12 protein-coding genes and 1 tRNA gene are annotated in these 12,968 nt (G+C 39.5%); 11 read left to right on the forward strand and 2 right to left on the reverse strand.

The window, feature by feature from the left end:
• Window positions 1-3 precede the first annotated feature (3 nt).
• On the reverse strand, window positions 4-3,726 hold the full coding sequence (gene tssI / locus DX073_RS05590) for a type VI secretion system tip protein TssI/VgrG (RefSeq protein WP_115006491.1): 3,723 nt from the start codon (window positions 3,724-3,726) through the stop codon (window positions 4-6).
• A 249-nt stretch (window positions 3,727-3,975) separates the two neighbouring features.
• Between tssI and DX073_RS05595 the strand changes: the two genes are divergently transcribed.
• The 11 genes from DX073_RS05595 to DX073_RS05645 all read left to right on the forward strand — a co-directional run bounded on the left by DX073_RS05595 (window position 3,976) and on the right by DX073_RS05645 (window position 12,520).
• On the forward strand, window positions 3,976-4,461 hold the full coding sequence (locus DX073_RS05595) for an Hcp family type VI secretion system effector (RefSeq protein ID WP_062500990.1): 486 nt from the start codon (window positions 3,976-3,978) through the stop codon (window positions 4,459-4,461).
• A gap of 76 nt (window positions 4,462-4,537) precedes the next feature.
• Window positions 4,538-5,299 carry a type VI secretion system accessory protein TagJ gene (locus DX073_RS05600; protein WP_115006494.1) on the forward strand — a complete coding sequence of 254 codons (762 nt, stop codon included), beginning with the start codon at window positions 4,538-4,540 and terminating at the stop codon, window positions 5,297-5,299.
• 3 nt (window positions 5,300-5,302) lie between these two features.
• A complete protein-coding gene (locus DX073_RS05605) occupies window positions 5,303-5,758 on the forward strand; it encodes a type VI secretion system baseplate subunit TssE (protein WP_115006496.1) in 456 nt (151 codons plus the stop codon).
• Window positions 5,759-5,774: 16 nt separating this feature from the next.
• Window positions 5,775-7,604: a type VI secretion system baseplate subunit TssF gene (tssF, locus tag DX073_RS05610; protein ID WP_115006498.1), complete on the forward strand. Its 1,830-nt coding sequence runs from the start codon at window positions 5,775-5,777 to the stop codon at window positions 7,602-7,604.
• A gap of 2 nt (window positions 7,605-7,606) precedes the next feature.
• Window positions 7,607-8,581, forward strand: coding sequence for a type VI secretion system baseplate subunit TssG (tssG, locus tag DX073_RS05615; RefSeq protein WP_115006500.1), 975 nt, complete (start codon window positions 7,607-7,609; stop codon window positions 8,579-8,581).
• Between the two features lie 8 nt (window positions 8,582-8,589).
• Window positions 8,590-9,231, forward strand: coding sequence for a hypothetical protein (locus DX073_RS05620; RefSeq protein WP_115006502.1), 642 nt, complete (start codon window positions 8,590-8,592; stop codon window positions 9,229-9,231).
• 24 nt (window positions 9,232-9,255) lie between these two features.
• Window positions 9,256-9,894 carry a hypothetical protein gene (locus DX073_RS05625; protein WP_115006504.1) on the forward strand — a complete coding sequence of 213 codons (639 nt, stop codon included), beginning with the start codon at window positions 9,256-9,258 and terminating at the stop codon, window positions 9,892-9,894.
• The gene (locus tag DX073_RS05630; protein WP_115006506.1) at window positions 9,894-10,670 is read left to right on the forward strand and encodes a hypothetical protein; all 777 of its coding nucleotides are present in this window, start codon (window positions 9,894-9,896) and stop codon (window positions 10,668-10,670) included. The genes DX073_RS05625 and DX073_RS05630 overlap by 1 nt, the downstream gene beginning before the upstream one ends.
• Window positions 10,663-11,091 carry a hypothetical protein gene (locus DX073_RS05635; protein ID WP_115006508.1) on the forward strand — a complete coding sequence of 143 codons (429 nt, stop codon included), beginning with the start codon at window positions 10,663-10,665 and terminating at the stop codon, window positions 11,089-11,091. The genes DX073_RS05630 and DX073_RS05635 overlap by 8 nt, the downstream gene beginning before the upstream one ends.
• 392 nt (window positions 11,092-11,483) lie before the next feature.
• Window positions 11,484-11,984 (forward strand): polymorphic toxin type 44 domain-containing protein, encoded by a 501-nt coding sequence (locus DX073_RS05640; protein WP_115006510.1) that lies wholly within the window; start codon window positions 11,484-11,486, stop codon window positions 11,982-11,984.
• Window positions 11,981-12,520 (forward strand): hypothetical protein, encoded by a 540-nt coding sequence (locus DX073_RS05645; protein ID WP_115006512.1) that lies wholly within the window; start codon window positions 11,981-11,983, stop codon window positions 12,518-12,520. Before DX073_RS05640 ends, DX073_RS05645 begins: the two co-directional genes overlap by 4 nt.
• Window positions 12,521-12,780: 260 nt before the next feature.
• Here the strand turns inward: DX073_RS05645 and DX073_RS05650 are convergent.
• Window positions 12,781-12,856 (reverse strand) — tRNA-Gly (locus DX073_RS05650).
• Window positions 12,857-12,968: the final 112 nt, after the last annotated feature.

A 12,968-nucleotide genomic window follows, 5' to 3' on the forward strand; every position in this document is an offset into this window, starting at 1 on the left:
TGTTTACCCACATGGAATAAGAAGTTTTTGTCCGATTTTAAGATTGTTAATGTCGGATAGGTTATTTTCCTTGGCAATGGCATTAATGGTCGTACCATATTGTTTGGCAATGGTTGCTAGGCTTTCGCCTTTACGTACGGTGTGGATTTTCATCTTACTAGGGTTGCTTTGTGGATTGCATTGCACGGGTTTGGCAACAGCACCATGAAAGACACGGAAAGCACCTTTGATTCTAGGTTCGCCGATTTGATCTTTGCCTTTTTTGAATCTGGCATAAATGCCACTAAATTTATGATGACCCACAGCTGTTTTAAACCACGCCAATGAAGTTGGAGCATAAACTGTAACTCCTAAGTGTTTTGCCAAACGTTCTGCGATAGAATTGACACCATTACCTGCTTGACAAGCAATGATAACAAGGGGTTTGTCTGATTTGTAGCCATCTTTTATTAACTGGTTGGCAATATCAGCAACTCTTGTGTAGCGTTCTTCACCATACATAATGATATTAGGATTGGCATGAGTAAACAAATAAAAATATCCAGCTTTTAAATGCTTTTCTTTAATGATGGTCTCTGTCACAGGATATAATGAATCATCTGTTGAAAACCAATTCACATATTCAACCTGCTTAATAGAAGCACCCTTTGTATTCTTGATAAGATTCTCAATGGTTACCAATTTTGCACCCTTTGGTACATCAGGCACAGCATCTAGTGCATATCCTTGAAGCTTCATGTCGTCAATCTTTTTGGCGAGAGCGGTATCTTTTTTTCTTAATTCAGCGATATAGCCACTGCTTGTTGCTTGATTATCTGGAATGGTCTTTGCCTTACTACTTGCTGGCACAGCGGATAACTCAGATGGGTTATTTTGATTTATCTCATCATCTACCCACAAATCCGCAACCTCACGGAGATCTAGTACTTCGTAATACCCCATGCTTGGCACAACTTCAAGCATACCATCTTCAAATTGAGGAATAAAACCAAATCTGTCTGATACGCCTCGGAATGTTTCGCCATCTTCATTAAGAATACGATATTCCCTAAAAGGCAACGCTTTTTGCGTAGTCTCATCAATCAGAACAAAGCCTTTTTGTCGTTTTTTTGGGTCGGATTGTGGCAACCTCGGCACCTCATACCCCACATACTCACCCCCCTCCATCACCTTCTCATTGCTCTTAACCCTAAACACCCCAGGTGTTGTGATAAACACGCCTTGTTCGTTCATTTTAAACTCAGAACCACAGATGTTGATGGATAATTGAGTGGGGCTTGTGATTTGGATTTTACCTTCTGTTGAGATAATCTCTATGTTGTCTTTGGCGATGTGTTTGATGTTGCCTTGTTGGGCTTGTAGTTCTATGTCGTCTTTGGCGGTGTAGTGTTTAATACCTCCTGTTTGGACAAAGACTCTGATGCCGTTTTGGACGGTTAGATTGTACTTTGAGGTGGTGGCAAGGCTTAGGTCTTTGTTTGTGGTGATGGCAAGGTTGTTGTCGGTGGTGATGTGAATGTTTTGTTTGGCAGTTAAGGTCATGCCCGCCAGTGAGCTAAGGACGATGTGTGGGTTTGACAGCTCTGGATGACTTAGGGTGTCATCTAAGTCGTCATCGTGGTGATTGACATGGGCATGATGGTCATTGATCTCCCTACCTGTCATGCTTGTGTTAAGCCCATCTAAGGTGGGCATGAGGGTATTATCCAAGGCTCGCTCTTCGCATTGTGCTTGGATGCTACTTTGTATGAGTGATGAGTGGGTGCTTGTGGCTTGTTCTAATTGACTTGTGGTCTCTTTGATGTCTTTGATGTGACTTGTGGCATGTGGCCTCCCATGCGTGGTAATCACCACACCTTTATCTGCTCTTACCACCCCATGTCCATCAGTTCTCACCTCAAAGCCCTCGCCTCGGTATTCACCTCGTCCTTGGGGGGTGGTAAGACGTCTGATGTGTCCTAGGTTAATCTCGGTGTGTAGGTGGTCGGATTTTAGGTGGGTTTGCAGTTTGTCTTTAGTGTCATCCATGATGAGTTGGTTGGATTTGTCTCCCCCATACTCTTTGGAGCGGATGCCAGAGAGGACTTTTTCATGAGGGAGGGTGTATAGAGGCATGTTGTTTGGATTGGTCAAAGAGCCTGCCACATAGGGCATGTCAGGATTGCCTCCAAAGAAGTCAATGATGACCTCTTGGCCTGCTCTGGGTAGTGCAATGTGCCCATAGTGATCTCCTGCCCAGGTACTGGCGACACGAAGATAGCAGGTGTTTATCTGACTTAGGTCATCTTTGTCATCACCGGTGCGATTGTCTACAAGGTGTCTTTGGGTGAGTGTGGGTTTATCCCAGTGAAACTTGACTTTGATGCGACCGTATTGGTCGGTGTGTATCTCTTCACCTTCTGGGGCGACGACAGTGGCGGTTTGGGTACGGGCAATGGGTCTTGGGCAGGGGGTTGTGGGCACAAGCGGATGTGTGGCAGGGTATGCGGTAAAGCTTGTATCAGCGGTATAGTACTGATGGGTGTTGTTGTCTTCATCGATGGGTTTGATGCTCATCTGTAAGGCGTAGACAACCCAGTCGGTATTCATGCTTTGATGAGGGTGACCTGTTAGGGTAAATAAATGGGCAACCTGTATGCCCTTTAGTCTGCCATGTGCGGTGGCACTTAGGCTTTGATGCCGATAAGAGGCGATAAGCTGTTCGTTTTTTGTGGCCAGCTCATCACCCCCCGCTCGTCTGCCTTGATGCCATTCATAGCGTTGTAGGTGATGGATGAGTGCCTGATGTGGTTTGTGTGTGTCAGTTTGCACCCCTTTTATGGTATCATGAGCCATTAGGGGTTCATTAGGGGTTTTAAACTGATAATCAGATAAGAGACTTTGGGCACAGGTCAGTCTGCTTTTGGGGTTAAAGTGTTCTAGGTATTCAGCATACTCTGGCATACGCTGATTGGGTGGATAGAGCGTCAAGGTGTCATAAAAGGGATTGGCGTGTCTTTTTAGGTGACTGACATGGTCGGTGATGATTAGGGTGTGATTGTCTTTGGTGTGTTCAAAGTAAAAGCTGATGCCATGCTCACTCATGAGGCGAGTGATGAATGCGTAGTCTGATTCGTCATATTGGGTTTGGTAGTCTTGTTCAGGATAGTCATGGATGAGTTCAAACTGCCAAGGATAAGGGTAGCAGGATAACACCTCTTCGATGATTTGTGGGATGGATTTGTGTTGGTGGATGTGGTAGTTATTTGTTTTGGTGAGTAGGTAAGTCCATGGAGATAAGGTGAGTTCATAGACGGCATGCCTGTTGTGTGTGGTGAGTTTGGCACAGCTGGTGATGATGCCATGTCTTGTGACTTGTCCTGTGATGGTTCTATCATCGATGGGGTGTTTGTCATTTAAGTCAAGGGATATGCCTAAGGGCGTGCCGATGAGGGAGCTTAGGTCTAAGTGAGAGGCGACGCTTTGGTAGGAGGTGGTGCCTTGGTGGGGGGTACCCTCTTTGGGGTGGATGATACTGCCATGATAAGCTTCAAAACTGACATAACCTTCTAGCCCCTCTATACCATGGGCAGGGTTGCCATGTTCGTCTTTGGCTTTGACGATGAGTTTGTATTCAAACAGTCCGTTGATACTCTCTACCCCTTGTAAGCTGTCGAACCATAGATAAGGCGTGCCAGATACACTTTTGGGCAGATAAACAGAGTGTAGATGAGCACGATGGTTCATGGGATGTCCTTATTGAATGATTGAATGGTTAGGTGGGGTTAATGAGAATGATTTAGGAGTGATTGGATTTTAGCATGGGAGGTGGGAGGGGGGTCAAGGGGGGGGATGAAAATTTGCTTGATTATTTATTTTGTTTTCGCTATAATCACATGAACTCATTTAAATGAGATACGATATTATTTATAAAGTAGCGTATCTCCCATTGATGAGTTAATCAACCTCACATTTTCTTTTATAAAGGTGCACATTATGGCTATAGATATTTTCTTAAAAATCGATGGCGTGAATGGCGAATCCAAGGATGCAGGACACAAGGATTGGATTGATGTTCATAACTTTACATGGGGTGCCAGTCAGCCTGCCACTCTAACCACAGGTGGTGGTGGTGGTGCGGGCAAGGTTAATTTCCAAGACCTAAAAGTAACAGCCGCTATTGATAAGGCAGCTCCTACCGTTCTCAAACACAGTGCCATTGGTCGGCACATCCCCAAAGTGGAAATCTCAGTTTGCAAGGCAGGTGGCGAACAGATTGAGTACTCTAGAATCACACTAGAAGACGTCATGGTAACTGGCGTTGAGTTCGTCGGTTCCAAGGACAATGAAGTTCTTTATGTGAATTACTCATTCCAAGCCGTCAAAATCAAAAACCAATACTGGGAACAAACCGAGCGTGGCGGTCGTGGTGCCGAAACTCAAATGGGTTACGACATCAAACAAAACAAAGCCATCGGCTAATCAGCCATTTCACCTTTTTAAAACACAACCTTATATTAATATTAGGTTGTGTTTTTATATCAGTATAGGTCGTTTTATGATTATTGATCACATCACCCACCATATAGAGACACTCATTAGCCAGCTTAAAAAAGACCCCATGAACCTAAATGCTAGACTGGCACTCATTCAATGTTATTGCCTAGAAGCGGATTGGCAAAAAGCCTTGAGCACCACCGATAATTTTCTAAAAATTCATAACGACCCACACGTCAAATCCCTACTTAAACAAAATATTCTTTGCGAGATACAGCGAGACGCAGTGTTTAAAAACACCAAAGCACCACTTGCTTACCCTGATACAGCTTTTCATGACAATCAGACCCTGTTATTACAAGCCTTCTATGACAGTAACGATAATATGGTTGATATTTTCAGCCAGCTCATTGATGAGTGCGACTTTTGGGCAACCATTACCACATATGACGAACAGAACTATCAAGATTCATGGATTGACAGTGATTTTAGATTGTCTGGTGTCTTTGAGATATTTGTGGATGCTCATTACTACTGGCTACCCACCAATAACATCCAATCCATTCATTTTTGGCGACACGAAGTACTAACAGATATTTTATGGCGACGTGCCAAAATAACCCTGCAAAACCAACAGGAAATCTCAGCCTTTATACCTGCCAGATATCCTATTTTAACCGAGGTATCAGAAGACATCAAACAAAACAAACGCACCCAATGGGAACAAATGTCTAAATTATCATGGGCAAACGGTCAAAAGACATTAACATCAGGCGATGTGGATATCCCCCTGCTTGATATTGATGTCATCACAAGAGGGTAACTAATGGCAGACAATACCGCAAGTATCTATGACAGGCTCATGCAGTACACCTCTGGTGCTAGCATCTCTCACAGTCAGTTAAGAGAGTTTGTGATTCGGGATTTGCTCTCTTTATTGAATACCGCAAGTTATTACACGGACAACCACGCCTACTTCAGCCAAAACGAAACCTATCACTGTGTCATGAATTATGGCATACACCCCTTATCAGGTAAAAGAGCCTCAGAGATTAACTGGCTTGATGTAGAGAGCAACATCACTGCATCCATCAGAGCCTTTGAAAGTCGGATACTGCCAGAGAGCTTGGAGGTAAAATGCCTAACAAAGCACGCCGATGACATCCTACACAATCAAGTAAGCATACAAATCACAGGGCTAATACGCTCAAGCCCACATCCCGAGAGATTTGTCTTAACCACTAAACTAGACTTAGAAACAGGCAGTTTTAACCCAACATAATATCTAGGAGCATGTCATGAACCGCAACTTTTTGGAAAAATACCATCAAGAACTAAAAAATTTTCGTGAAGCCAGTAAAGAATTTGCCAAAGAGCATCCTGCTGTGGCTGGACATCTTGGATTATTAGCACCAGAGATAGAAGACCCTTATGTTGAAAGATTGATTGAAGCAGTGAGCTTCTTAACTGCTCGCATCAATCTAAAAATCGATGAGCAATACCCCAAATTTCTAGAACACATCTTTCAAGTCATCCAACCAAGTTTTAATAAGGTCATACCCAGCTGTGCTGTCGTCTCTTGTTACACCAATGAGAACACCCCCTTTATCATTCCTGCTCAAAGTTCCGTATTCACGCATGCCAAAAAAAAGAATACAGCTACCTGCAATTTTTCTACCTGTCATCCGCTACAAATCACTCCTTTTCACATCCAAAAAGTCAATTACATCAAGACCTTTAAAAACAATTACCTCTCCCAAGAACGCCAAAAAGCCAAATTAGACATCATTTTTAGCTTTCCAAAAACACTATCCATTAAGGATATTGACTTTTCTTGTATTCATTTTTACATCAAAAATACCGACCATTATACCGCCACAGAGCTATTATATCACCTATCAACCAAAGCCACTTCTCTTAGTGTCAGTCAAAAAGACCACAAAAACATCTACTCCCCCAAAATTAAGCTTACTGGCATGGATTTTAATCTTGACATATCCAATGATAGAAAAATCAGCCATTTAAAAGATGTGGTGGAATATAGCATACTGCCTGAAAAGACCTTGTTCTTTGCCATAAACGATTTACAGGCTATCATAACAGATTGCCTAAAACGACATAAAAAAACCTCCTCTGACGACATGGTGGAATTTACTTTATCGTTTGGTTTAAGTGACTTTTCTGATAATATTGAAAAATATCTCACTCATGATTGTCTAGACCTAAACAGCATGATTATTAGCAATCATTTTATCAAAAAAACACGTTTTGTCATTGACCAAAATACCAACGAACAACACATCGTCATGGACAAAATCAGAGCCAAAGATTTTGAAATCATCTCCATCAAATCCATAGAAGGATTTAATTCAGTCAATACCAAAATAAAATCTTTTGAACCCATCTACAAAGTCGATGGTTATCACACCTTGGAGAACACCCAAGATGTTGGCTTTTATACTGACACCTATCGCTCAAACCAACTAGCCTCTACGAACAACTCCTACAAGGGCAATGAATGCTATGTTACCATCACCAATCAATATCAGCACATCACTCAGCACGACCTAAATCAGCTATCGGTTGAAGCTTGGTGTAGCAACCGAAGTCTGGTCAGAGACATCAGCTGGACGCTTGATGAAGATTTGCAACTTGATGACCGATTCAAGATCACCAAAATCGTCAGGCAGTGTCGTTTCACCGAACCTTTGGACTCACCCTCTCACACTGTCGCCCAGTGGCGACTGATGAATCTAATCGCCTCTAATTTCATCATTGATGATTTGAATAATGTAGAATCACTAACCAACCATATCAAAGACAGTCTGCTGACCATTCATGAAATGTCAAAAAATCAATCTTTTAAAGCACAGATTGATGCAATCATTAGCATTACAGCCTGCAAAACTCACGAAAGCCACAAACGCAATCGCAAGCTCATCCCCTTAAATGGCTTACATTTTGAAATCATCATAGATGAGGCAGTCATGAGTCATGCCCATCCTTATATTTGGGGCTGTGTTTTGCTCAGTCATCTAAAAGGGTATTCACCCATCAATCATTTTACCAAACTAACATTACGCAATAAAAAAAGTGAAATTATTGCCACATTGAGTTCTTTGGAGTAGTCATGTCATCTGATATCTCAGTTCAAGCAACCCCTTTAAACACCGATGACATGCAACTGTTTGCTCTACTTAGATATTTACATCTGCATGCCAATCTCACCAAAAACATCGGAGACGAAGTGCAACTAACAGAGCACAATGTGCGATTTGGACAGCTCGCCAAACTATCATTTCAGGAGCGACAAGTACACCAAATCATCTCACAGGGTAAATTTCTCAAAGTCAAGATAAAAGGCTTTGGCATGCTAGGGACAAACGGTGCCCTACCCTTGCACCTATCCGAGGCGATTTATGAGAAGAATTTACACGAAAAAGATCATACCTTTAATGATTTTTTAGACATCTTTCATCATCGTCTGATCAGCCTATTTTATAAAGCGTGGCTTAGCTCAGAACCTGCGGTCATGCTTGACAATAAGAGCAACCCTCTATTTAGTGAGCACATCGCTGGCTTTGTTGGCAACCAGTCTTTGGCTGATGAAGGCATGGAGGGACTGTTAAAATACAGCCAGTTTTACTATTCTAGCTTATTACTCAATCAAAATATGCCCACACACAATCTCATCGAGATACTCAGTGGCTACTTTGACACACCCATACAGATAGAAGAAAATATTGGCGAATGGATTCCTGCCGAAGCACACACCACCACCCTTTCCTCTCAACTTCTAGAACCTTTAGGTTCAGGACTTTTGATTGGTACACATTATTTTGATGCCACTCAAAAATTTCGAGTCATCATCGGGCCTGTGAGCACTGCCAAATATTTGGACTTTTTAAAAGGAGGACATCTATTTGATAAACTCATCAGATGGGTCGTCCGATACACCAAGCACAGCTATCAATTTGACATCAAAATCATTGTCGATAAAGACGACATCCGCCCCAGTCGCCTAGACACTTCGCACCCACTAGGGCGTAACAGTTGGCTTGGGCAACCCAAAGAAAACCCCCATGTCATCATAGATATTGATTAGGGCATACTATGACTTTTATCATCGCCATACAAGCCAAAGACAGCATCGTGGTCGTCAGTGACACATCAAGTTTCTACATCACTGATGACGGTCGTATAAAGCCACATCCTCACAAGCGACTGCCCAAACTAACACTGGACAGCCATCAAAATGTCCGTACCGCCAATGGCATTAGCCAACTGTCAGACATGGTCTTTGATACCATAGCAAGCAACCAGGAGCTTCATGAGTTAAGACGACAGCTTGCCAAGGTTAGCGATGTTTATTTGGCACATTTTAAAAACTCTCCAGCATTGGTGGAGCAAATTCAGCTAACCACAATATACTGCTCATTACTGCTAGACACAGGACCTAGACTATATAGCATACACACCGATAGCATAGAGAGATTCGAGGATAACAGCATAAGCATACTCAGTGCCAAACACGCAGACCCAACAAACATACTCCTAGAATTACAACAGCTCCAAAAAAGCATAAAGCCTGTCAAGGAGTTTGTTGATGAGTTGTCTTGCATATCGCATTACCTAAGACTCATTAAACCTATTTTCAAAAAAACCCACACTCTTGGTGACAGCAGTATGGATTTTCATGTATACTTTGGTGCATCTACTGGCTATTATTTTGAACACATTCCAAACACCTACTAAGTTAAATCCCAAAGGAGACCATCTATGGTAGCAGGCTCTAAACTACTCATCAACGAACACGGCATCTTCATCACCACCCCAAAAACCTTCCAAGTCAAGAGCAATGAGAAGGTGATGATGAGTGGAGAAAAAGTGTCATTTAGACTACCAAACATCTTATTAAAACCCGATTTATCAGAACTGGAAAAAGTAAAATTGACACCAAACCAACTAACAGCCAGTTTAGGTATTTTGGGTTGTATTGAAAAACAGGGTGGATTTTCTGAATGCGGGGAATTATTTATTGACAACATTAAAATCCAAGAATTTTGGCTGTCACTTGATAATAAAATTTATTACATACCACCAAAGAATATTGCAAACTCAAAGACAATAACTATAGATGGTATTGATTATCAGATTGAAAATGAGTTAACGATTGTTGGAAGCATGGCTGATACCTTGGATTCGTTATCCCAGCAATTTGAGAATCTAAATCAATTAAAGAAAGACTATGTCACAAGATTTGGTCAGGATAATGCCAATGTGATACTTATGAATGGGTTAAATAGATATTTGATTGTTTTGGAGCATATTCATACCTTAAATTGGGAGCAGGCAGAACTTGCGGAGTTTTATCAAAAAATTTCTGAGTCTCAATTAAATTTTAAGGATTCTGTCTGATGAGCAAAATTGACTATGTATTTTTTAAAGAGACGGGCGTACATAAAGTGATTTTAAAAGGAAAAAAGGTTAGAATGACACCCATTGTGCAATATGGCATATATTTACCCGACCCTTTTAGTAGCACGGTTCACCGAGCATCTTCAAAAAAGATGGGGGATTTTGATGCGTGTATTAATGGGCAATGGTATGGCTATAACATTGGTACAAATGCCAATCAAGGACTGTCTATTCTTGCCAATGATAAGGTTTATGGTATGCCTTCATCTGGTCTTTGGAGCATCTCCCAAACCCTTGATTATCAATGGATAGTAAAAGAAGGAGACCCAACAACACAGCATCATACAGGGATAGGGGGACTGTGTCCTTTAATTATTAATAGTCTGCTTTATGGAGAAAAAAATGTGTATACCAAAAGCGATTTACAAGATGTTGTATCATATGGAGAACCCAAACCAGAACATAAAAAATATCTCATACAGAGAAGTTCTACTAAATTTTCAACACTAAACAGCAAATCATTAGGTGTGGGAAAAATAGGCTTTGGTATCAAATCCAATGGTAATGTGGTGATATTTTTAGAAGAGGATAAAACCGCAAAAATGAGCTATTATAAATTTAGAAACTTATTTGAAGGTGAGGGCTGTATTCACGCCTTTGCTTGTGATGGCAGTGATTCTGTGTTTTTATATTTAAACAAAAAATGGAAAGTTAGAGCGGCTCTTCATAAAGACAATACCCAAACTTCTGGTATAGGATTTAGAATTGATGATTAATATTAAAATTTTATCACACGCCATTCTTATAGCTGCTTGGATTATTACCAATTTTTATTGGGTTAGTGTCATTTTTGGAGAATCTATATACACTTTTATTTGGAGTTGGTGCTCCAAGTCCATAGTGAATTTTTTTGAATTTTATTATCTTGGATTTTTGTTAAACCTTATGGTTTTAACTCCTTTTATTTATTTATTGTTGATTTTAAATAAAAAAGTAAAATTATTGTTATTAAAAAGATTTAAAATAATACTTTTTTCTCTTTGTTTTCTTGTGGTTTTATACAATGGAGACTTTATTATTTTTGATGTTAAATTTTATCCATTTAACCCCCATATTAATGAAACTGTCTATTGTGAGTATTTTAATTATTTTTCTGATAACTATTTACAATCTGGGGGTTGTGATGTTCCTGATTAATACCTAAAGTTATTTAACATACAAGTGATGTTCAACTTTTGACACCATGAATAAAAAACCGTATTTATGAACGCAAATACAAAACCACCACCGCCACCAATGCACAAAACCCCAATCACAACAAACAAACAGCAATCTGTCCTCACAATCAAGATGGAGCGATAGAAGTAGCGAAATATATTGTTGATGAGATTAAGAGAAACGTAAAATCCCTGGTTGCTCAAAAAATTCGTTATCATAATACTGGAGAGATAGGAGCGGAATTACAAAGAGAGTTTGATAAGTCAAATGAGAGAATTGGCAAAATTAAAGACCCATTTGAATTCGGACAACCCATTCGTAACCCAGAAACCCAAAGAAACCCCATAATATCGCTTAAATTATGGTATGACATGGTTGATACGAATAAGCCTTGGGATCATAAGTGGCAACTCGTACAGGATGATAGGTTTAACAAAAATAGCAAAATTACTGTACATAGACCTTTAAGATCTAATAAGCCAAATTCCCCACTATCTAAAAGTCATTATCACAAATATAAAGATTATGATTATTTCTATGATGTATGGTCAAACATTCACTATGGCTATGTTGGGCTTAGTGTTGGGTTTTCCGAGCAGGCCTTACTGTCAGGATCTTGGGTGCAACAAGCTGGGAGTGATATTATATCTGCATTCAAAGAAAGAAGATTGCCAAGAGCAGATACCTTAGATGACAATACTGCAATGAAAATTGGCTTTGAGCTTTATAAAAAACGTGGTAAATTTGCTGACAAATTAACCCCTGAAGATATATTGAAGATTTTGCATGACACAGATATCAGTAAAATGCCAGAATCAAAACAAATCCATTGGTGTAACAATCCAAGCAATCCAAATAGGATTAAAAAATGAAAAAATTAAATTTAGTAAAATTAATAAAGAAATATAAAAAAACTTCTTTTTTTATTTTTTGCATCATAACAATGTATTTATACGTACAATTATCTATATTTTTTTACGATACAGTATTTGAAATACACAATAAAACAGGCAAACAAATTTCTTTCTCAAATTTTCAATACAAACATAAAAATGAAGATAGTTTTGATTTTGAAGATGAGGATGAATATAAAAGTTTTAAATATTATTATGACATAAAAAGGAATGGAAAATCAAAATCTTTCTTAAATCCAAAGTATCACCATGAACAAAATCAGGTTTACGTTTCTATTGAAACAAGATATGGCGGAAAAGATTTAACTAACAATAATATTTATGAACGTTTTCATGTAAATTTTTCTACAAAACCAATAGAAAATCATCAAAAACCCTCCTGTTCTTTTAAAATAGAAGTTTATTCTGACAGAACTGTGATAACACCAACCTATAAGCGATTTTGTAAAAAACCGATGTATAACTATGAGAATTTTAATCTTTATGATATTTAGGTGTGATATTTAGTATAATAGACCTCTTGCGAAATTACGATTTTATTGAGCTTGTCAAAATTCTAAATCCAATAAAATCAAGGTTTGCAAGCCAAAATTTTTGAATTTCGCAAGAACTCTAATACAAAACAGCCATAGCTCATATAGACAAACTGAGCAACTCTGTAATAACCATCTTCAATCAAAATTCACTCCCCTATATTCCTTAAGTCTCAAACAACAAAAAAGCCCAAACCTTTCGATTTGGACTTTTTAAAATTTGGAGCGGGAAACGAGATTCGAACTCGCGACCCCAACCTTGGCAAGGTTGTGCTCTACCAACTGAGCTATTCCCGCATATCAGCATTCGCTGTATGGGTGCGTATTATATAGGATTTTTGGCAGACGTCAAGCACTTTTTTAAAAATTTTAAAAAAAAATTCAAAAAATTTTAGCCGTTATAAATTTT

It is taken from the genome of Moraxella lacunata, from assembly GCF_900453205.1.
GTDB classification, from domain to species: domain Bacteria; phylum Pseudomonadota; class Gammaproteobacteria; order Pseudomonadales; family Moraxellaceae; genus Moraxella; species Moraxella lacunata_B.

Bases quoted from the DNA above. Each gene is read 5' to 3' on its own strand.
- DX073_RS05645 (WP_115006512.1), top strand. From the start codon at position 11,981: ATGAAAAAATTAAATTTAGTAAAATTAATAAAGAAATATAAAAAAACT.
- tssF (WP_115006498.1), top strand. From the start codon at position 5,775: ATGAACCGCAACTTTTTGGAAAAATACCATCAAGAACTAAAAAATTTT.
- DX073_RS05630 (WP_115006506.1), top strand. From the start codon at position 9,894: ATGAGCAAAATTGACTATGTATTTTTTAAAGAGACGGGCGTACATAAA.
- tssI (WP_115006491.1), bottom strand. From the start codon at position 3,726: ATGAACCATCGTGCTCATCTACACTCTGTTTATCTGCCCAAAAGTGTA.
- DX073_RS05620 (WP_115006502.1), top strand. From the start codon at position 8,590: ATGACTTTTATCATCGCCATACAAGCCAAAGACAGCATCGTGGTCGTC.
- DX073_RS05635 (WP_115006508.1), top strand. From the start codon at position 10,663: ATGATTAATATTAAAATTTTATCACACGCCATTCTTATAGCTGCTTGG.
- DX073_RS05625 (WP_115006504.1), top strand. From the start codon at position 9,256: ATGGTAGCAGGCTCTAAACTACTCATCAACGAACACGGCATCTTCATC.
- DX073_RS05605 (WP_115006496.1), top strand. From the start codon at position 5,303: ATGGCAGACAATACCGCAAGTATCTATGACAGGCTCATGCAGTACACC.
- DX073_RS05595 (WP_062500990.1), top strand. From the start codon at position 3,976: ATGGCTATAGATATTTTCTTAAAAATCGATGGCGTGAATGGCGAATCC.
- DX073_RS05600 (WP_115006494.1), top strand. From the start codon at position 4,538: ATGATTATTGATCACATCACCCACCATATAGAGACACTCATTAGCCAG.
- DX073_RS05640 (WP_115006510.1), top strand. From the start codon at position 11,484: ATGGTTGATACGAATAAGCCTTGGGATCATAAGTGGCAACTCGTACAG.
- tssG (WP_115006500.1), top strand. From the start codon at position 7,607: ATGTCATCTGATATCTCAGTTCAAGCAACCCCTTTAAACACCGATGAC.